The sequence below is a fragment of the Citrobacter sp. Cu233 genome, assembly GCF_030332225.1.
Taxonomy (GTDB): Bacteria; Pseudomonadota; Gammaproteobacteria; order Enterobacterales; family Enterobacteriaceae; genus Citrobacter.
This window is the reverse complement of sequence record NZ_JAOWIF010000033.1, coordinates 28,984-50,311: the sequence shown is the minus strand read 5'-3', so window position 1 is coordinate 50,311 and position 21,328 is coordinate 28,984. Positions and strand designations below refer to the sequence as shown.

Here is a 21,328-nt window from a genome sequence, read left to right as displayed (position 1 = left end):
GATATGCTCATACAAATGATATATAAAATGCATATATTTCAACATGAATGATTGAGCAGATAGTTTTTTATTACCATGGGATAAAACTAACTTTATGAAATCTGCGAACATGATCTTTAAAATTAATCATAACCTACTATTTTAAAACGAAAAATAACCAGCTCTCGATTATAAAAACACGATATCCACTCCAAAACACATGCCAGAAAAAATATAACATCCGCATTTAAAACAGCGTTATTACCGGATTTATCTTCTTCTCTGGCATGGAGTGAAAAAATGTTCGGCATTATTATCTCTGTCATCGTTTTATTAACGATGGGTTACCTGATCCTCAAAAACTACAAACCGCAGGTAGTACTGGCAGCAGCCGGGATCTTCCTGATGATCTGCGGCGTCTGGTTGGGGTACGGCGCACTGGTCGCCAGCGACAAAAGCAGCGGTTATCTGCTGGTCGATATTTATAATGAAATTCTGCGCATGCTTTCAAACCGGGCGGCAGGTCTTGGGCTGTCCATCATGGCAGTAGGTGGTTATGCCCGTTATATGGATAGAATGGGAGCCAGCCGGGCAATGGTCAGCCTGTTGAGCCGCCCACTCAAACACATCCGCTCACCCTATATTGTACTTGCCGCGACGTATGTAATTGGTCAAATCATGGCACAGTTCATCACCAGTGCTTCCGGATTGGGCATGCTGCTGATGGTTACGCTCTTTCCAACGCTGGTCAGCCTGGGCGTGAGCCGTTTATCCGCGGTAGCGGTCATTGCCACCTCGATGTCGATTGAATGGGGCATTTTGGAAACCAACTCCATTTTCGCCGCACAGGTTGCGGGGATGAAAATAGCCACTTATTTCTTCCACTACCAACTTCCTGTCGCATCCTGCGTCATCATCGCCGTCGCCATCGCACACTTTTTCGTCCAACGCCGGTTTGATAAAAAAACACAACCAGACAGCACAGGCTTCAATGAACAAAAGACGCTGGAAGATGTGCCGCCGCTCTATTACGCCATTTTACCGGTGATGCCTCTGCTCCTGATGTTGGGTTCGCTGTTGCTGGCACATATGGGATTAATGCAGGCAGAGTTGAATCTGGTTGTGGTGATGTTAATGAGCTTGACGCTGACCATGTTTGTGGAGTTTCTTCATAAACACAATCTGCGTGAGACGATGGATGATGTGCAGGCGTTTTTTGACGGCATGGGAACACAGTTTGCCAACGTCGTCACACTGGTGGTGGCCGGTGAGATCTTTGCCAAGGGTTTAACCACTATCGGCACCGTCGATGCAGTGATTAAAGGTGCGGAACACTCCGGGCTTGGCGGTATCGGTGTGATGATCATTATGGCCGTGGTTATCGCCGCCTGCGCAATTGTAATGGGATCCGGGAATGCACCGTTTATGTCATTCGCCAGCCTGATCCCGGATATTGCTGCGGGACTGCATATTCCTGCAGTTGTGATGATTATGCCGATGCACTTCGCCACCACGCTGGCACGTGCGGTTTCACCGATTACGGCAGTGATTGTCGTGACATCCGGTATTGCTGGCGTGTCGCCTTTTGAGGTAGTAAAACGGACAGCCATCCCAATGGCGATAGGATTTGTGGTCAATATGATTGCCACCATCGCGCTGTTTTATTGATATCTGACGCAGAATGCAAAACAGGCCCGCAAGGGCCTGTTTGATTATTTTACTACGCGTAGCGCCGGACGCCCACCGCGAGGCGGCGGCGGCGTGTCATCCGGGTCGTTGTCGTCGGCATTGTCTGGCTTATCGCCATCAATGACGGACATGACCGTTTCGTTCTCAAAACCCGACGCGTCGTTATCGTCATCGTTCAAGCTGGCGACATCTTCGTCGTAAGCAGCTTCCGGTTCGAACATCGTACCCGCGCCATTTTCGCGCGCATAAATAGCCAGAACCGCAGCCAGCGGCACAGAAACCTGACGCGGCACACCACCGAAGCGCGCATTGAAACGTACTTCATCGTTAGCCAGTTCCAGGTTCCCCACTGCACGCGGGGCGATATTCAGAACAATTTGCCCATCACGTGCATATTCCATCGGAACCTGCACGTCCTGGAGCGTCACATCCACCACCAGGTGCGGCGTGAGCTGGTTGTCCAGCAACCACTCATAGAACGCGCGCAGCAGATACGGACGGCGTGGCGTTAGCTGTGGCAAATCCATACAGGTTAACCCCGGCCCAGACGCATTTCACGTTCAGGCTCAGTCAGAGAAGCCAGGAAAGAGTCACGTTCAAAGACGCGAGTCATATACCCTTTCAGTTCTTTCGAACCTGCGCCGTTGAATTCAATACCCAGCTGCGGTAAACGCCACAGCAGTGGTGCCAGGTAGCAATCTACCAGGCTGAACTCATCGCTCAGGAAATAAGGCTTTTGACCAAAGACTGGGGCAATTGCCAGCAGCTCTTCACGCAGACGCTTACGTGCAACATCGGCTTCAGATGCGGAACCGTTCACGATGACGTTCATCAACGTGTACCAGTCTTTTTCAATACGCTGCATGTACAGGCGGCTCTCACCACGCGCAACCGGGTAAACCGGCATCAGCGGAGGATGCGGGAAACGCTCATCCAGGTATTCCATAATGATGCGAGATTCCCACAGGGTCAGCTCACGATCCACCAGTGTCGGGACGCTCTGATTCGGGTTGAGGTCGATCAGATCCTGCGGTGGATTGTCCTTTTCCACGTGCTCAATCTCGAAACTAACACCTTTTTCAGCCAGCACGATGCGGACCTGATGGCTATAGATGTCAGTAGGACCAGAAAACAGCGTCATTACCGAACGTTTGTTGGCAGCGACAGCCATGAAAACCTCCAGGTATATTCAGAATTTTTACTGCTACCAGCCACTTTGTGGCCAGCCAGAAGTGATGTCACCCAGATTCGGGAAAGTCATTACTGTTCAAAATACAAACAAAAAATGAACAATACCGGATATTTGGGCAGAAAATTGGATGATAGTTTACCAGATTTTGTGACCTTTGTGGTGAGTCGATTCTGGAAATGGGGAAAAAGAGGTGGCAATCAGCGTATTACCGTGATTTCTTGAGGATGAAAAGCATAAAAAAACCCGCCGGAGCGGGTTTTTCGCAAATTGTAATCTGCCGAAGCAGAAGCAATTAACGTTTGGAGAACTGCGGACGACGACGTGCTTTACGCAGACCGACTTTCTTACGTTCAACCTGACGAGCGTCACGAGTAACGAAGCCAGCTTTACGCAGTTCAGAACGCAGGGACTCGTCGTACTCCATCAGAGCGCGGGTGATACCGTGACGGATCGCACCAGCCTGACCAGAGATACCACCACCTTTAACGGTGATGTACAGATCCAGTTTCTCAACCATGTCGACCAGTTCCAGCGGCTGACGAACTACCATGCGGGCAGTTTCACGACCGAAGTACTGTTCCAGAGAACGTTGGTTGATTACGATTTTACCGTTGCCCGGTTTGATGAAAACGCGAGCTGCGGAACTTTTGCGGCGACCAGTGCCGTAGTATTGATTTTCAGCCATTGCCTATAATCCCGATTAGATGTCAAGAACTTGCGGTTGCTGTGCCGCGTGGTTGTGCTCGTTGCCAGCGTAAACTTTCAGTTTACGGAACATAGCACGACCCAGCGGGCCTTTTGGCAGCATGCCTTTAACCGCGATTTCAAGCACACGCTCAGGACGGCGAGCAATCATCTCTTCAAAGGTCGCTTGTTTGATACCACCGATGTGGCCGGTGTGGTGATAGTACACTTTGTCAGTACGCTTGTTGCCGGTTACAGCAACTTTGTCAGCGTTCAGAACGATGATGTAATCACCAGTATCTACGTGCGGAGTGTATTCCGCTTTGTGCTTACCGCGCAGGCGCAGAGCCAGTTCGGAAGCCAGACGGCCCAGAGTTTTACCGGTCGCGTCAACAACATACCAGTCGCGTTTTACGGTTTCTGGTTTAGCTGTAAAAGTTTTCATTAAAAGCTTACCCAAATAAATAAGTTACACGTTGGTGAACACCCAAACGTTTTGTCAGTTGAGGTTCACACGACATTGTCCAGCAAACCTACCCCTTCGAATAGCCTATGCCGGCGCATAGAAAGTTTTGGGAAAAAAACTCTCTCGTAACGTGGGGTCGCAAGATTATAGAGAAGTCAGGGTCAAAGATCGACCCCTTTATGTGATTTGCGGCAGGTTTAACCGGCTAAATGTTCCCGCTTCAGATACTCCTCGCTTTGCATCTCCTGCAAACGCGACAAACAGCGCTGGAATTCAAACTTCAGGCGCTCGCCCTGGTAGATTTCATATAAAGGCGCTGCGCCGCTGACCACCAGCTTAACGTGGCGTTCGTAGAACTCATCAACCAGCGCGATAAAGCGTCGTGCTTCACTTTCCATCAGCGTCGTCATTACCGGTACATCAAACAGCAGCACCGTGTGGAACAGGCGCGACAATGCGATGTAATCGTGCTGGCTGCGGGCATCGATGCACAGTGTAGTGAACGATACCGCCAGCGTCTGGTTTTCGACGGCCAGCGTCTGCATCGGGCGATGGTTAATCTCCAGCGTCGGCGCATGTTCGTTTTTCGCGCCCGCTAACGCCAGCCACAGCTTATCCATCTGCCGCTGTGTTTCATCATTAAGCGGAGACAGCCATAAGTGCGCCTGGGTTAACGTACGTAACCGGTAGTCAACGCCGGCATCCACATTCATGATGTCGCAATACTGTTTAATAGCTTCGATAGCGGGAAGGAAGCGCGCACGTTGCAAACCGTTACGATACAGTTCATCAGGCGGAATATTGGACGTTGCCACCAGCGTAATGCCGCGAGCAAATAGCGCCTTCATTAAGCCACCGAGCAGCATGGCGTCAGTAATATCCGAGACAAAAAATTCATCAAAGCACAGCACATCAGTTTCGGCTTTGAAGCGGTCAGCAATCACTTCCAACGGGTCGCTCTGGCCTTGCAGAGCCGTCAATTCTTCATGCACGCGCAGCATGAAGCGGTGAAAGTGCAAACGCTGTTTACGTGTGCCAGGCAGGCTATGGTAGAACAGATCCATCAGCCAGGTTTTTCCGCGCCCTACGCCCCCCCACATATACAGACCACGCACCGGCGTGTTTTCCTTCGGCTCACGTTTACCCAGCAATTTACCAAAGCGGGCCATCAGTCCACTCTCCTGCGCGGCTGGAGGTGCAATCGTCGTGAGCGCCTGGTAAATCGTTTCCAGTCGATTCACCGCTTCTTTTTGTACGTTGTCGGGTTGATGGCTGCCGTCGTTAAGGGCCTGCAGATATCGCGATGTCGGGGAAAGGCTTTGCATGATGTTATTGTTATTCCTTGAGAATCGATGTGCCGTCGCTCACGGTTGACGAAAAAAAGGCCGTTCTACATTACGTGATATAAACACGGGATTCCACTTCTACGGGATTAGCGGTTATAGTGGCATAATCAGGCGCAGGCATGGAGCCTAAAGCCAACACCCTACGGAAACAAAAGACAACGGGAGATGTTCATGACCTGGGAATATGCGCTAATTGGGTTAGTCGTCGGTATCATTATTGGTGCTGTAGCCATGCGTTTTGGTAATCGTAAATTACGCCAACAGCAGGCATTACAGTACGAACTGGAAAAGAACAAAGCTGAGCTGGAAGAGTACCGCGAAGAGCTGGTGAGTCATTTTGCCCGCAGCGCTGAGCTACTGGATAACATGGCTGACGATTATCGTCAGATTTATCAGCATATGGCGAAAAGCTCCAGCAGCCTGCTGCCGGGCATGTCAGCGGAAAACAACCCATTCCGCAATCGTCTGGCTGAGTCTGAAGCGGGTAACGATCAGGCGCCGGTTCAGATGCCGCGTGACTATTCCGAAGGGGCTTCCGGCCTGCTGCGTAGTGGCGCAAAGCGCGACTAACTGCACATCGTTAAGAAATTTATGGGGCGCAGCAATTGCGCCCTCCGCTTCTCTTCCCGTCCCAGCTATTATTTAGTCGTTAGCCTCATTGTGACCAAACCGAAAATTCAATAACATCAAACTGTTTTGAATCATCTTCCGTTTACTCAAGGTACGAGAGCAGGATCCATGAAAAAACAAACCCAGCTGTTGAGTGCATTAGCGTTAAGTGTCGGGTTAACTCTCTCGGCGCCATTCCAGGCCATTGCGTCGATTCCCGGCCAGGTCCCCGGTCAGGCAGCGATCCCCAGCCTCGCCCCCATGCTGGAAAAAGTGTTACCTGCCGTCGTTAGCGTGAGAGTCGAGGGCACCGCCGTTCAAGGGCAAAAAGTCCCGGAAGAATTCAAAAAGTTTTTTGGTGATGAGCTGCCCGATCAGCCCTCGCAGCCATTCGAAGGACTGGGTTCAGGCGTCATCATTGACGCTGCCAAGGGCTATGTTCTGACCAACAACCACGTTATTAATCAGGCGCAGAAAATTAGCGTTCAACTGAACGATGGGCGCGAGTTCGATGCCAAACTCATCGGTAGCGACGATCAGAGCGATATCGCCCTGCTGCAAATACAGCATCCCAGCAACCTGACACAAATCGCTATCGCCGACTCCGACAAACTGCGCGTGGGTGACTTTGCTGTCGCCGTCGGCAACCCGTTCGGACTGGGACAAACGGCAACCTCAGGGATCGTCTCCGCATTGGGTCGCAGCGGTCTGAACCTGGAAGGGCTGGAAAACTTTATTCAGACCGATGCGTCTATTAACCGCGGCAACTCCGGCGGTGCGTTGCTCAACCTGAATGGTGAGCTGATTGGCATAAATACCGCCATTCTCGCGCCTGGCGGCGGCAGCATTGGGATCGGTTTTGCTATCCCCAGTAACATGGCGCGTACGCTGGCGCAGCAATTAATGCAGTTTGGCGAAATCAAACGCGGTCTGTTAGGTATTAAAGGTACGGAAATGACTGCTGACATCGCTAAAGCATTCAAACTGGATGTACAACGTGGCGCGTTTGTCAGCGAAGTTCTGCCTAACTCTGGTTCCGCCAAAGCGGGCGTGAAATCCGGTGACGTTATTACCAGTCTTAACGGCAAACCGCTCAGTAGTTTCGCCGAACTGCGTTCGCGTATTGCGACAACTGAACCGGGGACCAAAGTCAAACTGGGCCTGCTGCGTAATGGTAAACCGCTGGAAGTTGAAGTGACGCTGGATACCAGTACATCATCCTCCGCCAGCGCTGAAATGATTGCACCGGCATTGCAAGGGGCCACGCTCAGCGACGGGCAGCTAAAAGACGGTGCCAAAGGCATTCGAATTGATAACGTTGAGAAAAGCAGCCCAGCCGCACAGGCCGGCCTGCATAAAGATGACGTCATCATCGCCGTTAACCGCGATCGGGTGAACTCGATTGCCGAAATGCGCAAAGTGCTGGAAACGAAACCGTCAATCATTGCTTTGCAGGTCGTTCGTGGTAACGAGAGTATTTACCTGCTTTTGCGTTAACCAGGACAACCGGACATCAGCCCCCCGTGTGATGTCCGGTAAACTCGTGATATGCTGCTGCCGTTCCCTTTTTTAATGACGCCGCCATCATGTTTGTGAAGCTTTTACGTTCGGTCGCGATTGGTTTAATCGTCGGCGCCATTCTGCTGGCCGCGATGCCCTCTCTGCGAAAAATTAATACGCTTACCGCACCACAGTTCGACAGCACTGATGAAACACCTGCCAGTTATAACCCGGCAGTTCGCCGTGCTGCGCCTGCCGTGGTCAACGTGTACAACCGCAGTATGAACAGCACGACGCATAACCAGCTGGAGATCCGCACGCTCGGTTCAGGCGTTATCATGGATCAGCGCGGCTATATCATCACCAACAAGCATGTCATTAATGACGCCGACCAAATCATCGTCGCGTTGCAGGATGGACGTGTCTTTGAAGCGCTGCTTGTTGGCTCCGATACCTTAACCGACCTTGCAGTGTTGAAAATCAACGCAGCAGGCGGACTACCGACGATCCCAATTAATAACAAACGTGTACCGCATATTGGCGATGTCGTGCTTGCCATCGGTAACCCGTACAACCTTGGGCAAACAATCACTCAGGGGATCATCAGCGCCACGGGGCGTATTGGCCTGAACCCAACAGGCCGGCAAAACTTCCTGCAGACGGATGCCTCCATTAACCACGGTAACTCCGGCGGTGCGCTGGTTAACTCCCTGGGTGAGTTGATGGGGATTAACACACTGTCGTTTGATAAGAGCAATGATGGTGAAACGCCGGAAGGGATTGGCTTTGCAATTCCGTTTCAACTGGCGACGAAAATCATGGATAAGCTGATTCGCGACGGGCGAGTTATTCGTGGCTACATCGGCATCAGCGGGCGTGAAATTGCACCGCTGCACGCACAAGGTAGCGGCATGGAGCAAATTCAGGGGATTGTCGTAAACGAAGTGGCTCCGGATGGTCCGGCGGCCCAGGCAGGCATTCAGGTCAATGACCTGATTATCTCGGTCAATAATAAACCGGCTGTCTCTGCGCTGGAAACCATGGATCAGGTCGCTGAAATTCGCCCAGGTTCAGTTATCTCCGTGGTCGTAATGCGCGATGATAAACAGTTAACGTTGCAGGTCACCATTCAGGAATACCCGGCGACGAACTAATGTCGTGAATTTGACGCACAAAAAAACCGGAGAATTCATTCTCCGGTTTTTTTACATCAGGCCTACACGAGCGTGTTACTTAACGAACTCTTCGCCCAGCGTGATATCTTTCTTCAGCGTGTCCAGCATGCCTTCCAGCGAGCTTTGTTCGAACGCGCTCAGTTTACCGATGGACTGACGTTCTTCTACGCCATTTTTGCCCAGCAGCAGCGGCTGAGAGAAGAAGCGAGCGTACTGACCATCGCCTTCAACGTAAGCGCATTCCACGACACCTTTTTCACCGCTCAGCGCACGAACCAGTGACAGACCAAAACGTGCTGCAGCCTGACCCATAGACAGGGTTGCAGACCCGCCACCGGCTTTTGCTTCCACAACTTCAGTACCCGCGTTCTGGATACGTTTGGTCAGGTCAGCAGCTTCTTGTTCTGTGAAGCTTACGCCAGGAATTTGTGACAGCAGCGGCAGAATGGTCACACCTGAGTGTCCACCAATAACCGGGACTTCAACATCGCCAGGCTGCTTGCCTTTCAGTTCCGCAACAAAGGTGTTGGAGCGGATGATGTCCAGCGTAGTGACGCCAAACAGTTTGTTCTTATCGTATACGCCTGCTTTTTTCAGCACTTCAGCAGCGATAGCAACGGTCGTGTTCACTGGGTTAGTGATGATACCGATACATGCTTTCGGACAGGTGGTAGCAACCTGCTGCACCAGATTCTTCACGATGCCAGCATTCACGTTAAACAGGTCAGAACGGTCCATACCTGGTTTACGCGCAACACCCGCAGAAATCAGCACCACGTCAGCACCTTCCAGTGCAGGGGTCGCATCTTCACCGCTGAAGCCTTTGATTTTCACAGCAGTAGGGATATGGCTCAAATCAACGGCCACACCAGGAGTTACTGGAGCGATGTCGTACAGGGAGAGTTCTGAACCTGAAGGCAGTTGGGTTTTTAACAGTAATGCTAGCGCCTGACCGATACCACCAGCAGCGCCGAGGACTGCAACTTTCATCCTAAACTCCTTATTATATTGATAAGCAAAATGTCTATTGCTCCGCGGCGGCGACCTTAATTCACAAATCCAACGAATTCAATAACCACGCTTCAAGAATGCGTAGTCACGCAAATTTGGCTTTTATGCATTTAACTTACGTAAAATAAAACCTAAGTTACGTAATTCAAAACCACTCGCACAGTAGAGCAACTTTCCAACAGGTGCTGACAATATACCCTACAGCCATCTCAAAACAACATCAATTTGATAACATTTAATTTACTTTTAATCTTATTTGCGAGCCGTGACACAGGCATGTTTCTTGATAACGAAATTTGATAAAATCCCGCTCTTTCATAACATTATTTCAGCCTTGAACGAGGCAGACCGTTTGCATAAAAATTCATCTGTATGCACAATAATGTTGTTTCTACCGCCATATTACGGGTGACTTATGCGAAGCTCGGCTAAACAAGAAGAATTAGTTAAGGCGTTTAAAGCGCTACTTAAAGAAGAAAAATTCAGCTCTCAGGGCGAAATCGTCCTCGCGTTGCAGGATCAGGGCTTTGATAATATCAACCAGTCCAAGGTTTCACGCATGCTGACCAAGTTTGGTGCCGTGCGTACCCGCAATGCGAAAATGGAAATGGTGTACTGTCTGCCTGCAGAGCTGGGAGTCCCGACAACGTCAAGCCCGTTGAAAAATCTGGTGCTGGATATCGACTACAACGATGCCGTTGTCGTTATTCATACCAGCCCAGGCGCTGCGCAGCTGATTGCTCGCCTGCTGGATTCACTGGGTAAAGCAGAAGGTATTCTTGGAACGATTGCTGGTGACGATACCATCTTCACCACACCGGCCAAAGGTTTTACGGTAAAAGACCTGTACGAAGCCATTCTGGAACTGTTTGAACAAGAACTGTAATTCCCTTCCCCGTCACGCCCTGTGGCGGGGGAAAAATCTCTCTTTTCTGCTCCTCTCCTCAGCTTTCCACTACCGGGAATTTAACAAATAGTGCGTTTCACCGCCAAAACGCATTCACATAGTGAATGATACTCATCAAAAACGCACAATTTGCAAAATCTAGTATCTACATGAATTTATTGATTTTATTTTTAAATATCAGTTCTGATTTGTATTTTTAATTCCATATAGTTATAAAAAAACACTTTTCTTAACACCTGATTACCATAGAAACAATTAGCGTGGTATTAATTTATCGCGTGATTAGTGTATACTTGATTTTGTGATGAGGGTCACGAAACAAAGACCCCTAATAAAAGAATTCGACGAGGTAAATATCATGAAAATCAAAACCACTGTTGCAACTTTAAGCCTTCTCTCCGTTCTCTCTTTCGGTGCAAGCGCCGCGGTTAATCAGGTGAACGCTCAAGAAGCACAGAATCTGCAATCCATGGGTACCATCTCTGTATCTCAGATCGGTAGCTCACCAATGGATATGCGTCAGGCAATCGCCGCTAAAGCAGAAAAAGCGGGCGCCAGCAGCTATCGTGTCACTGAACTCCGTGAAGGTGCTCACTGGCATGCAACCGCAGAATTGTACAAATAAACCCTCGTCGTCTGGTCCGAGACGACTTGCCCCCGCCTGTCGGGGGCTTTTTTTATGCCTATTTTGAGTGGCGAACGTTAAAGCGCAATTGCCCTTCCAGTTCCTCTTCTGCTTCATCAAACAGCAATATCAGGGCACCGTAGCGTCGACGCTGTTTGTCCGGTAAATGGACAAACTCAATCTCCAGCGGCAGAGGCAGGACGTCCCCCATCACCACTTCCCACAGCGAATCGAGATCGCTCACCTTTTCCCGGGCCAGGCCGAATATCCGCGTAAACTCGCGGTAGAAATCACCCTGATCTTCAATCTCGTCAAAATCAAACGTATAGATATTCATCTATAGCCACCATCCCGACGCCAGTCACCCTACAGACTACCTGTATGCTGGGAATTCCCACACGTCAGGTAAGTATAGCCATAAAAAAACCGACGCTTCTGGCGTCGGTTTTTAGCGCTTAATTGCTGGTCAGCGCATGCTGGTATTTGTGCAACATTCCCGTGAGTCGTTTCACTGGCTCCGTTACCTGAGGCGGGGCTTCCCAGAGCGTTAATTTTTCCTGGTAGATATCAAGCTCCTCCAGCAACTGACTAAAGTAGCGTCGGCGTTTGTCATCATTTACTGCAGAAATAACATGATCGGCAGTACGGCGAAGTTGCCGATGAAACGCCGATAAATCATCGTTTACTGGTACAGGCGCATCACGTAAACGCTGGTGAGCAATAATCATCGTCAGTGCCAGACGGAACTTTGCCAGATCGCCAGGAAATTTGTTCATCAGTAAAAACAGCTGCTGATACAACGCCGGAAGGTGGTTTTCTTTACGGCGCACAACATTGGTGGTCATTGCAGAGACCGCTGCCGACACAAACTGGTTAAGCAACACGCGACCCGTTCTGTCACGCGAGTTATCCCGCACCAGCAGAATCACGATAAATGCCAATACGCAGCCGACAATCTGCCCCAGTGCACTGTCGAGGAACTGACTAAAGTGAAACGTCATCGGGTTATCAAGCACGATGATGTTAATAGTGCTCGCCAACGCCCCCATTGAGCCCAGACGCCGCTTCTGCACCTCGATACCCAGAAAGAATCCCAGCACCGCCAGACTCAGACACAGCAACAACATACTTTGCTGAGTATTGGGGATAATCACCAGAAAATAGAGCGCCCCCAACGGTAATGCTGCCAGCGTGCCATATATAAAGTCGATGGCCACCATGCGGGGGTTAGGCAAACGCATAGCCAGCGAGGTGACGACCGCTATCATGACCATCGCGCCGCTACCTGACGTCCAGCCGGTCCACAACCAGAATAAGGTTCCCAGCACACAGGACAGCGTAGTACGCCAGAAGTTGACCATCGCATGGTGACGTTCAGCGGATTCCACTTTCACCACCGGCTCGCCCTGCAGGATCTCTTCTTCTATTGCACTGATTTTGGTATTGCTGACTACACCGCGTTTCAACAGCAGGTAGCGCGTCGCCGCGCCGGCCCAGCTATAGATTGTCACCGGCGTATCACGCTCACCGGTCCAGGCTATCACACGGCGCATCCGCTTCAGTTGTTTATGTACGTCCTGCACCGTTTCAACCGGTGTATCAAACAACTCGCGGAAAGTATCTGTAATCAGTTCTGGTCGTGTATTCTGGATAAGATAGGTTTCACAGGACTGAGTAATAAGCGTCAGTGACAGCGTGTTCAACGCTTTGAGCCTACGATTGGCGCGCACCCAGCGTGAGGATTCCATGTTCAGGTTGCTGCGCATCCCCTCAAGCGCTGCCGTACGACGAACTAAAGTGCCCCAGGCCTTGTCTACTTCTTCGCTATCACCATGCTTTATACACAGTTGCATAAGCTGATATTGCGCCACCAGAAGGCTGTCCAACTCGACATCTATCTCCTGTTTCACTGAACGGGGCGAAAAGAGCAGGTCGGCGATGATAGCGCAGACAATCCCCATCACAATCTCGCTGCAGCGTTCGAGCGCAAATTGTGGCGTCAGCAGAGGTTCCGCCTGAATGGTAATGACGATAATCAACGCCGTGTAACCCGAAAGCCCCCAGGCATAGGAGTTTTCGATCTTAACCAGTGAAGAGATCCAGGTACAAAAACCGGCCCAGATACAGCACACCAGGATCATCAATAGCGGCGCACGGATCATACTGATAATAATGATCAGCGCGGCAATACAGCCAATAAATGTCCCAACAATACGCAGCATACCGCGGTAGCGGATAGCGCCAGAATAAGGTTCTCCACCGGCGGCAAAGGCTGGGCCTGCCGCCACAATCGCAGCGGTCAGTACTGCCCAGCGAGGGGTCTCAAGCTGAAAATGAAAGCCAACAAATAACGCCAGTACAATGGCGCATGCCAGCTTTACCGCAAAGCGGATATGCTGATTGGCAATGGAGAAAATGCCCATCACAATTAACCAAACTCGCGCAGACGGTGCGCCATTTTACGGAAAAACGACTCCTGGCTGGCATCGCGATCCTGCTTACCGGTAATAACGACGGTGGCCGTAGTACCGGCCGGCCACAGGGTTCCCTGCTGGTCATCAAGACGGATGCGCACCGGCACACGCTGCGCCAGACGTACCCATTCAAGATTGGAATCGATGGTTGCCATACCTTTCGCATCCCGTGTGCTGCTGGCATTTGTCACGCCTGCCGCCACGCTATCGACGGTGCCTTTCAATACCTTATTACTACCAAGCGGCGTAATCTCAGCACGATAGCCCGGACGCACACCTTCCAGCTTGGTCTCTTCCATATAGGCCAGTACGTAAAAAGAGTGATGCTTAACCAGCGCTACCGCCGTAGATCCGCGAGTAATAAATTCACCAGAATAGACGTTAAGGTTAGTCACCCAACCATCGGCTGGTGCACGGATGACGGTACGTTCGAGATCGAGTTTTGCCAGATCGCGGGTCGCCTGCGCCTTCGCAAGCTGATGTAATACGGTTTGCAGCACGTTATTCGACTGGTCAATCTCTTCGCGGGACATGGCCTGCACGCCCAGGCGGTTACGACGACCGGCTTCCTGGCGTTTTTCTTGTGCCAGTACCTGATAATAAGCGACGTCCGCTTCAGCCTGTTCGAGTGCTTTTTTATAGCGTGGCTGGTCGATAGTGAACAGGACCTGATCCTTTTTCACCAGTTGGTTATCATGGACGTTAACATTGGTGATAAGACCCGCGACATCCGGTGCAATGGCGACGACATCAGCGCTAAAACGTGCATCACGCGTCCACGGTGACTCGGTGTAATAGACCCATGCGCGGAAAATAGCGATAAAGGCCAGAATGACCAGTACGAGAGTTATAGCCGTACGGGAGAGTTTTTTTGTTAGTGTTTTCACTTCAACCTCAAACGAACAGGCGCGATATTAAATAGAACAGGCAGCAATACAGCGCGGTGTTAAACAGAGCCGGATGCCAGACAAAATCATAGATGCCAGTCGGAACTAACACCCGGCGCACCAGCCAGAAAATCGCCAGTGACAAAAGCAATTCGAAAAAAATCGGTGGGAAGGACAGACCAAACACCACGATAACGGGAAACAGACTCATGTTGACCTTGGTAACTTAAGAGAGTGCAGGTGATCGATTATTTAGCGTATGTCACCGCAGAGAAGGGCAAGGATGAGCCAGGCGAGAGCGACATAGCGGTTATTTGAATAATAATATATTAGCGTAACTGTTATGCTGTTATCTATATTATGTGATCTAAATCACTTTTAAGCCAGAGTGAACAATGGAACGATTAAAACGTATGTCGGTGTTCGCCAAAGTTGTCGAACTGGGCTCCTTCACCGCCGCCGCAAGACAGTTGCAAATGAGCGTTTCATCGATAAGCCAGACGGTATCAAAACTGGAAGATGAGTTGCAGGTTAAGCTGCTAAACCGCAGCACGCGCAGCATTGGGCTTACCGAGGCGGGTAAAATTTATTATCAGGGTTGCCGCCGAATGCTGCACGAAGCGCAGGATGTTCACGAGCAACTGTATGCTTTTAACAACACGCCCATCGGTACGCTACGCATTGGTTGTTCTTCAACCATGGCACAAAATGTCCTCGCCGGACTTACCGCAAAAATGCTCAAAGAGTATCCTGGGCTGACGGTAAATCTGGTGACAGGAATACCGGCCCCCGACCTGATCGCCGACGGTCTGGACGTGGTTATCCGCGTGGGTGCCCTGCAGGACTCCAGCCTTTTTTCGCGTCGTCTGGGGGCTATGCCGATGGTGGTCTGCGCAGCAAAAAGTTATCTCGCCCAGTTTGGTGTTCCGGAGAAACCTGCCGATCTCAGCAATCATTCGTGGTTGGAATACAGCGTTCGTCCGGATAATGAGTTCGAATTAATTGCCCCAGAGGGGATTTCTACCCGTCTGATCCCTGAGGGACGTTTTGTGACCAACGATCCGATGACGCTGGTGCGCTGGCTGGCGGCGGGCGCGGGCATTGCTTATGTACCGCTGATGTGGGTGATCAACGAGATCAACCGCGGCGAAGTGGAGATCCTGCTCCCCCGCTACCAGTCAGATCCACGTCCGGTGTATGCGTTGTATACCGAAAAGGATAAGCTGCCGCTTAAAGTGCAGGTGGTGATTAACTATCTGACCGATTATTTTGTCGATGTGGCACAACTGTTTCAGGGGATGTACGGTCGGGGAAAAGAGAAGTAAAAATGCCCGGTAGCGCTTCGCTTACCGGGCCCTGGGTCGCACTATTTGGCGGTCGGATAAAACGCAAAGCGTTACCATCCGGCCTGTGCAATTATGCAGTACCACCTACGGTCAGGTTATCCACCTTCAGTGTCGGCTGACCCACGCCAACCGGCAGACTCTGTCCTTCTTTACCGCAAACACCCACTCCGTTATCGAGTTTCAGGTCGTTACCCACCATCGAAATCTGCTGCATCGCTTCAATACCGGAGCCAATCAGCGTCGCACCTTTCACTGGTTTAGTCACTTTGCCATTTTCGATCAGATACGCTTCGGAGGTAGAGAACACGAATTTACCGGAGGTGATATCCACCTGCCCGCCACCAAAGTTTGGCGCATAAATACCATATTCGACAGACTCGATAATTTCCTGCGGCGTGGATTTACCCGGCAGCATATAGGTGTTAGTCATACGTGGCATCGGCAGATGCGCGTAAGATTCACGGCGACCGTTACCCGTTGGTGCCACCCCCATCAAACGTGCATTCAGTTTGTCCTGCATGTAGCCTTTCAGAATACCTTTTTCAATCAGCACGTTGTACTGACCCGGCGTGCCTTCGTCATCAATGGCTACTGAACCACGGCGATCCGCCATCGTGCCATCATCAACGACGGTGCACAGTTCTGACGCCACCAGCTCACCCATATGGCCGCTGAATACCGAGGTTCCACGGCGGTTAAAGTCACCTTCCAGACCATGGCCAACAGCTTCATGCAACAGAACCCCTGGCCAGCCAGCACCAAGCACCACTGGCAACGTGCCCGCTGGAGCCGCCACCGCAGAGAGATTGACCAGCGCCATACGTACGGCTTCTTTCGCCCATGCGTCAGCACGGACTTCGCCATCAAGGGAGGCAAGGAAGTAGTCATAACCGAAGCGACCGCCGCCGCCACTGGCACCACGCTCGCGTTTACCGTCTTCTTCTACCTGCACGCTGACGGACAGTCGTACCAGGGGACGAACATCTGCCGCCAGTGTTCCATCCGTCGCCGCAACCAGAATCAGCTCATACACGCCGGTCAGGCTCGCCGTCACTTCCTGCACTCGCTTATCAGCGGCACGCGCAACGCTGTCAACACGACGCAGAATATCCAGTTTCTCTTCCCGGCTCATGCTCTGTAATGGATCAACCGAGGTGTAGAGTGCCTGATGCTCTACCGCACCCAGCGTTTTTACTTTGCCATCACCGCTGTCACGCACGATAGTACGCGCGGCATGAGCACTTTGCTCCAGCGCCAGCAGGCTTATCTGGTCTGCGTAGGCAAACCCCGTTTTTTCGCCGCTGATGGCACGCACACCAACGCCCTGATCAATATTGTAAGAACCATCTTTAATGATGCGGTCTTCTAAAACCCAGGATTCGTGGTAGCTCGACTGAAAATACAGATCGCCGTAATCAAGACGGCGTTCGGCCAGTTGGCCCAGGATGGCGAACAGATCCTGATGTTTCAGGCCATTCGCCGCTAGCAATTGTTCACTTACCAGGTTCAGACTCATCGTTTTGCTACTCATTAGTTACTGCGGTAGAAGATCTATGTAGTGAGATTGGGGCAATTACTCGCCCCCGTCAAATCATTGCTGGCTTTCTTTGCGCGGCTGGCGCAGAACTTCGTTGATCTGTGGCTTATCGACCGGGCCGGTGATGCGATAGCGCAGAATCGAAACCTTGCTCCACAGCGGCCCCAGAACTTTACTGGCGGCAAATACCGCCGCGCCAACTATCGGGTTGACGGCAAACGCCGCGGCCACCCCGACGGTGGCAGAAATTTCAGGTGCGACAACGGCTTCCATATCCAGTTCGCGGCGCACCAGATTCACCGAACCTTTCATGGCGATATCAGCTTCCAGGCCATCCACCAGCGTATCATCAGTGTGCATCACACCGTCTTTGATCCACGCCGTACTGCGGATAGAGTCAAAGTAAAAACCTTCGCTGAACGTATCACTAAAATCAAAACGCAGTTTTCGCAATAGCGCATCAAAGCTCAGCAGACGTAACAGTTGTCCCGCATGTCCGGTGCTAAGTTCAGTCAACTCACCTTTGCCTAAACGGGTGCGCAAAATACCATTCAGTGAAGCTTCATCCGGGTCCCAGGGCGGATTACGCCAGTGCAGATCGTACTCGACGTTAAAGGAAGAGTTACGAATCGGGGTAGATACGCCAAAGAAACCAGCGGCTGAATCAATCTTGTTGCCATTCAGCTTTCCTTTCAGTGACGTACGCTCCTTGCCCGGCACATTGACCCATTCGCCATCGGCGGTCAGTCGGGCAAACCCGGTATCCAGTAGACCGTTGCTCAACGTTAATGTGTCACCTTTTATCGCTACATCGGCATCAATGCGCCCATATTTTTGCCCCCACATCCAGCACTCTTCGCAGCGTATCTGCGCATCCGGCCAGCCACGAAAACTGACGTGATTGATGGCAGAGAACGGCGAGGCTGGCGTTGTATTTGGCGATGACTTTGCAGCGCTCGGGTTGTAATACAGGTACTTGATATTGGCAAGCCACGGAGCATTATTGCGCATAGCCAATGTGGCGTTTATCTCGCGCCCCTGCGCCCGTACGCTGGTACCATTAAGCCCAGGTTCAGATACAATGCTCAGGTTATTCCACTGCTGGTCGCCCAATGATAAAGAAGGCGTGCGCACCGCAATACGCTGCGGGAAGTTCGCATTACTTCCGACATTATCCGCCGCGCCTTTCTGGAACAATGCCAGCCATTGCGCACCATCCATGGGCGGAAGATTAAGTTCGATGCCCTGCTGGTCAGGAAGCGCTGGCACGGTACGGCTTTCCGAAGTCCAGATAGCGCGATCAAGCGTCAGTTTCTGATTCAGCAACCAGCGGCTGTTAAAGTGATTCTTGCTTCCGGCGTTACCGGTCAGATCAAAGCTGTGCAGGTTACCCTCTGCCTTAACATTAACTGGCAGCGACTCGCCGACTACTTTGTTTAACGGAGCAGGTAAGTGACTGCTTACATTTTTCAGGTCACCTTTCAGCTCAATGTTGTAAGTCGCTCCGGCATGATATGGCAGGTCAATGCCAACTTTACCATTCCACGCCATACTGCCGCTTAAGGCATCATTCACCTGCGCGGGGAGTATCCCCATGCGAGTTGGCTGCCAGTCGCCGTTCAGATTCACAGCAACCTGGTAAGCTTTTGCACCCTCGGTAGTGGAAAAGTCGACATTCAGAGGCTGATTAAACCAGTTCGCCGTCATCGGCTCACTCTTGAGATCGCCGTTGATAAAACTGAATTTACCGTTCAAATTCTTCAGCGTGCCGTCGAGTGGCTTGATAAACAGACTGTTATTTCGCAGGTTCACATCGCCTTTGGCCGTAACCAGCGAACCATCTAACGGGATATCAAGATGTAAGCGAGCACTCACATCACCATCAATTTGAAGCTGTTCCAGTGTGGCACCAAGCGACTCTTTCAGCGGCGTTTCGTCGAAATAAGGCCCAACCGCTTTGCCCGGCCCGTTGATGTCGGCATCAATCAGCAGTTTTTCTTTTGCGTAGTCAGGGATATTTGCCGTCAGGTTTGTGGCTTTTACCCCCCCCAGATTGACGCTATCCGTCTTCATCCACAGGCCATCGTTAATGAAGTTCAGTTCAATATTGAGGTCAGTCAGTGCGGGCCAGTCCGGCTGGAAGGCAAATTTTGCATTACGCAGCGGCACCAGCACCTGGAACTGACCTTCGTTATGCAAATACGGGAACAGATGTGGGTTACCGCCATAAACCAGTGTTGCGTTATCAGCCTCACCGCCCTGAATTGCCCCACTGAGGTAATCAACCAACTCTTTCCCCATCAGGTTTTCCGGGAAATAGCGCCAGGCCTGGGAACCATCGTGAGTGCTAATCCCCGCCAGAATCCCCAGCCACGGCTCATCACCTGTTGGTTGCAGGTAACGAAAACCCCCACGCGCATGTACCGCTTTCGCTTTAACGTCAATATTGCGCCCGTCTAGCTGAAAACCATTTTCATTCTTCAGCCAACTGAGCATTGCCACGCCATCTTCTATCTCCAGCGGGGCACGAAAGACGGTTTCATACGGCATTTTTGCCTGCTTCATGGAGGCCGTTAATGCGCCATTTTCCACGCTGCCAGACAATGTACCGGAGAAATGTTCGGCCCCCGGCAGCAGCTTCCACTGTTTCCAGGCCAGATCGGTCCACGAGGACTGGAAACGGGTTTTTTCGGTCGCCTGTAACGGGATATCCAACGCCAGCACATTTATTTTGCCGCTCGGTTGCGTGGCCCGCCAGATATCACCCAATGCCGGAGATAACTTAGCGGCCATCGGGCGTAGCCCCTCTAACCCGGCTAACTCCAGGTTACTGGCGCGAATACGTAATTCGTCGCTGCGCTTGTTATTAGCGCCCCCCACTTCCTGCTCAGGGAACCAGGCCAGCGTTAATGCGCCGCTCGGCCAGGGTTTGTCATCCATCGTGATGCGCGTGTCCGGGATAGCGAACAACCAACCAGAGTGCTCACGGCTGATATGCGCAGTCAGGTTGTCGACAGACAGCGTGTGGATGTTGTTCTCTCCCTTCCAGCTTGCGCCGCCCTTTTTCAACCAGACATCGCCGCCAGAAATTTCGCCTTTGCTGAGCGTCATCCAGCCTTCCAGGCTAAAGCGTGCGGTTTGCAGCGCAACATTGTCCTGCATCCATTTTCCCAACCACGGCTTAACGTCGATGTCGTCAGCCTGCAGCCAGACGCGACCATTATTCAGCAGGCCGTCATCATCACGCAGATCCATACGCACCTGCATAACACCGTGCTGGCCGGTCAGGCTGGAGAGGCTAACCTGGCCTTCAGCACGATGCCTGTTTTTACCGTTCAACCAGGTTAGCTGAGGGATCGCCAGTTCTGCACGCTGGCCTGACAGGGTCAAAAAACTGACCTGGCTGTCGCGAAGATCAAAATGATCAAACTGGCGCAGGAACAGATCGCTGATGTGGCTGGTTTCAATTCCATCGCCGCTATCACCGCGTTGGATCGGTGTATTGGTGCGCAACTGCAGTTGCCAGAAGGTGAGATCGCGAAACTGCCAGCGCATGTGCAGCAAACTTTGCCAGACATCCAGCGCCAGCGTGACACGCTTTACCGAGAATTCGCCACCGTCTTTCAGCGGTGCATGAATATCGCGCGCTTCGAGCGTAGGGCCAAAATTTTGCCAGTTAGCAGAAAGCTGGCTGGCAGAAACGGGCATACCGGTGGCAGATTCAATCTTACCCAGAATGGTCGGACGCCAGCTATCGAGATGCGGTAGAGCAAGGCGCAGCCCACTGACCAGCAGCGCTGCGATGACAACGAATGCGGCCCCAGTGAGCAGTAAAATCCCCGGCAATCGCCTCACGCGCCTCTCCTTGTCTGCCAAAAAAGTGACTCACACCCCTTGAGTG

Annotated in this window: 19 protein-coding genes; 7 read left to right on the top strand and 12 right to left on the bottom strand. The window is 51.5% G+C overall.

Annotated features, from left to right (window positions below; translation table 11 throughout):
- Positions 1–279: 279 nt before the first annotated feature.
- The gene (dcuC, locus tag OGX95_RS10390) at positions 280–1,647 is read left to right on the top strand and encodes an anaerobic C4-dicarboxylate transporter DcuC (RefSeq protein WP_286629367.1); all 1,368 of its coding nucleotides are present in this window, start codon (positions 280–282) and stop codon (positions 1,645–1,647) included.
- 44 nt (positions 1,648–1,691) lie between these two features.
- Here the strand turns inward: dcuC and sspB are convergent, their stop codons facing one another.
- From sspB to zapE, 5 genes are all read right to left on the bottom strand, one after another.
- Complete coding sequence (gene sspB, locus OGX95_RS10385) at positions 1,692–2,195, bottom strand: ClpXP protease specificity-enhancing factor (RefSeq protein WP_271441663.1); 504 nt, start codon at positions 2,193–2,195, stop codon at positions 1,692–1,694.
- A gap of 5 nt (positions 2,196–2,200) precedes the next feature.
- Positions 2,201–2,839, bottom strand: a complete 639-nt coding sequence (sspA, locus tag OGX95_RS10380) for a stringent starvation protein SspA (RefSeq protein ID WP_048213444.1) — start codon at positions 2,837–2,839, stop codon at positions 2,201–2,203.
- Positions 2,840–3,152: 313 nt separating this feature from the next.
- The gene (rpsI, locus tag OGX95_RS10375; RefSeq protein ID WP_000829818.1) at positions 3,153–3,545 is read right to left on the bottom strand and encodes a 30S ribosomal protein S9; all 393 of its coding nucleotides are present in this window, start codon (positions 3,543–3,545) and stop codon (positions 3,153–3,155) included.
- A gap of 15 nt (positions 3,546–3,560) precedes the next feature.
- Positions 3,561–3,989 carry a 50S ribosomal protein L13 gene (rplM, locus tag OGX95_RS10370; RefSeq protein ID WP_003025141.1) on the bottom strand — a complete coding sequence of 143 codons (429 nt, stop codon included), beginning with the start codon at positions 3,987–3,989 and terminating at the stop codon, positions 3,561–3,563.
- Between the two features lie 218 nt (positions 3,990–4,207).
- Positions 4,208–5,335 carry a cell division protein ZapE gene (gene zapE / locus OGX95_RS10365; protein ID WP_286629366.1) on the bottom strand — a complete coding sequence of 376 codons (1,128 nt, stop codon included), beginning with the start codon at positions 5,333–5,335 and terminating at the stop codon, positions 4,208–4,210.
- A gap of 192 nt (positions 5,336–5,527) precedes the next feature.
- On the opposite strand from zapE, the gene zapG reads away from it, so the two are divergent.
- The 3 genes from zapG to degS all read left to right on the top strand — a co-directional run bounded on the left by zapG (position 5,528) and on the right by degS (position 8,619).
- The gene (zapG, locus tag OGX95_RS10360) at positions 5,528–5,926 is read left to right on the top strand and encodes a Z-ring associated protein ZapG (protein WP_005121352.1); all 399 of its coding nucleotides are present in this window, start codon (positions 5,528–5,530) and stop codon (positions 5,924–5,926) included.
- Positions 5,927–6,094: 168 nt separating this feature from the next.
- On the top strand, positions 6,095–7,462 hold the full coding sequence (gene degQ, locus OGX95_RS10355) for a serine endoprotease DegQ (protein WP_286629365.1): 1,368 nt from the start codon (positions 6,095–6,097) through the stop codon (positions 7,460–7,462).
- 89 nt (positions 7,463–7,551) lie between these two features.
- On the top strand, positions 7,552–8,619 hold the full coding sequence (gene degS, locus OGX95_RS10350; protein WP_286629364.1) for an outer membrane-stress sensor serine endopeptidase DegS: 1,068 nt from the start codon (positions 7,552–7,554) through the stop codon (positions 8,617–8,619).
- Between the two features lie 75 nt (positions 8,620–8,694).
- Here the strand turns inward: degS and mdh are convergent, their stop codons facing one another.
- The gene (gene mdh / locus OGX95_RS10345) at positions 8,695–9,630 is read right to left on the bottom strand and encodes a malate dehydrogenase (RefSeq protein ID WP_040234161.1); all 936 of its coding nucleotides are present in this window, start codon (positions 9,628–9,630) and stop codon (positions 8,695–8,697) included.
- Between the two features lie 436 nt (positions 9,631–10,066).
- On the opposite strand from mdh, the gene argR reads away from it, so the two are divergent.
- Complete coding sequence (gene argR / locus OGX95_RS10340) at positions 10,067–10,537, top strand: transcriptional regulator ArgR (protein WP_003025162.1); 471 nt, start codon at positions 10,067–10,069, stop codon at positions 10,535–10,537.
- Between the two features lie 379 nt (positions 10,538–10,916).
- Positions 10,917–11,183, top strand: a complete 267-nt coding sequence (yhcN, locus tag OGX95_RS10335) for a peroxide/acid stress response protein YhcN (protein ID WP_286629363.1) — start codon at positions 10,917–10,919, stop codon at positions 11,181–11,183.
- A gap of 58 nt (positions 11,184–11,241) precedes the next feature.
- On the opposite strand, the gene OGX95_RS10330 is transcribed toward yhcN, so the two are convergent.
- From OGX95_RS10330 to aaeX, 4 genes are all read right to left on the bottom strand, one after another.
- Complete coding sequence (locus OGX95_RS10330) at positions 11,242–11,520, bottom strand: barstar family protein (RefSeq protein WP_286629362.1); 279 nt, start codon at positions 11,518–11,520, stop codon at positions 11,242–11,244.
- Positions 11,521–11,638: 118 nt separating this feature from the next.
- Positions 11,639–13,606, bottom strand: coding sequence for a p-hydroxybenzoic acid efflux pump subunit AaeB (gene aaeB / locus OGX95_RS10325; RefSeq protein ID WP_286629361.1), 1,968 nt, complete (start codon positions 13,604–13,606; stop codon positions 11,639–11,641).
- 5 nt (positions 13,607–13,611) lie between these two features.
- Complete coding sequence (aaeA, locus tag OGX95_RS10320) at positions 13,612–14,544, bottom strand: p-hydroxybenzoic acid efflux pump subunit AaeA (RefSeq protein WP_286629360.1); 933 nt, start codon at positions 14,542–14,544, stop codon at positions 13,612–13,614.
- A gap of 7 nt (positions 14,545–14,551) precedes the next feature.
- Positions 14,552–14,755, bottom strand: coding sequence for a p-hydroxybenzoic acid efflux pump operon protein AaeX (gene aaeX / locus OGX95_RS10315; RefSeq protein ID WP_000051841.1), 204 nt, complete (start codon positions 14,753–14,755; stop codon positions 14,552–14,554).
- Between the two features lie 184 nt (positions 14,756–14,939).
- Here aaeX and aaeR point away from each other — a divergent pair, with 184 nt between their 5' ends.
- On the top strand, positions 14,940–15,869 hold the full coding sequence (aaeR, locus tag OGX95_RS10310) for an HTH-type transcriptional activator AaeR (RefSeq protein WP_038634351.1): 930 nt from the start codon (positions 14,940–14,942) through the stop codon (positions 15,867–15,869).
- A 91-nt stretch (positions 15,870–15,960) separates the two neighbouring features.
- Here aaeR and tldD read toward each other — a convergent pair whose 3' ends face one another.
- Together tldD and yhdP are read right to left on the bottom strand one after the other, a co-directional pair.
- Positions 15,961–17,406 carry a metalloprotease TldD gene (tldD, locus tag OGX95_RS10305; RefSeq protein WP_286629718.1) on the bottom strand — a complete coding sequence of 482 codons (1,446 nt, stop codon included), beginning with the start codon at positions 17,404–17,406 and terminating at the stop codon, positions 15,961–15,963.
- A gap of 75 nt (positions 17,407–17,481) precedes the next feature.
- Positions 17,482–21,282, bottom strand: a complete 3,801-nt coding sequence (gene yhdP, locus OGX95_RS10300; protein WP_286629359.1) for an AsmA2 domain-containing protein YhdP — start codon at positions 21,280–21,282, stop codon at positions 17,482–17,484.
- Between the last annotated feature and the right edge of the window lie 46 nt (positions 21,283–21,328).

Coding starts and splice junctions, on each gene's coding strand:
- aaeB (WP_286629361.1), bottom strand. CDS start 13,606: ATGGGCATTTTCTCCATTGCCAATCAGCATATCCGCTTTGCGGTAAAG.
- aaeX (WP_000051841.1), bottom strand. CDS start 14,755: ATGAGTCTGTTTCCCGTTATCGTGGTGTTTGGTCTGTCCTTCCCACCG.
- degS (WP_286629364.1), top strand. CDS start 7,552: ATGTTTGTGAAGCTTTTACGTTCGGTCGCGATTGGTTTAATCGTCGGC.
- dcuC (WP_286629367.1), top strand. CDS start 280: ATGTTCGGCATTATTATCTCTGTCATCGTTTTATTAACGATGGGTTAC.
- zapE (WP_286629366.1), bottom strand. CDS start 5,335: ATGCAAAGCCTTTCCCCGACATCGCGATATCTGCAGGCCCTTAACGAC.
- rpsI (WP_000829818.1), bottom strand. CDS start 3,545: ATGGCTGAAAATCAATACTACGGCACTGGTCGCCGCAAAAGTTCCGCA.
- OGX95_RS10330 (WP_286629362.1), bottom strand. CDS start 11,520: ATGAATATCTATACGTTTGATTTTGACGAGATTGAAGATCAGGGTGAT.
- mdh (WP_040234161.1), bottom strand. CDS start 9,630: ATGAAAGTTGCAGTCCTCGGCGCTGCTGGTGGTATCGGTCAGGCGCTA.
- aaeR (WP_038634351.1), top strand. CDS start 14,940: ATGGAACGATTAAAACGTATGTCGGTGTTCGCCAAAGTTGTCGAACTG.
- rplM (WP_003025141.1), bottom strand. CDS start 3,989: ATGAAAACTTTTACAGCTAAACCAGAAACCGTAAAACGCGACTGGTAT.
- yhcN (WP_286629363.1), top strand. CDS start 10,917: ATGAAAATCAAAACCACTGTTGCAACTTTAAGCCTTCTCTCCGTTCTC.
- sspA (WP_048213444.1), bottom strand. CDS start 2,839: ATGGCTGTCGCTGCCAACAAACGTTCGGTAATGACGCTGTTTTCTGGT.
- zapG (WP_005121352.1), top strand. CDS start 5,528: ATGACCTGGGAATATGCGCTAATTGGGTTAGTCGTCGGTATCATTATT.
- tldD (WP_286629718.1), bottom strand. CDS start 17,406: ATGAGTCTGAACCTGGTAAGTGAACAATTGCTAGCGGCGAATGGCCTG.
- sspB (WP_271441663.1), bottom strand. CDS start 2,195: ATGGATTTGCCACAGCTAACGCCACGCCGTCCGTATCTGCTGCGCGCG.
- argR (WP_003025162.1), top strand. CDS start 10,067: ATGCGAAGCTCGGCTAAACAAGAAGAATTAGTTAAGGCGTTTAAAGCG.
- degQ (WP_286629365.1), top strand. CDS start 6,095: ATGAAAAAACAAACCCAGCTGTTGAGTGCATTAGCGTTAAGTGTCGGG.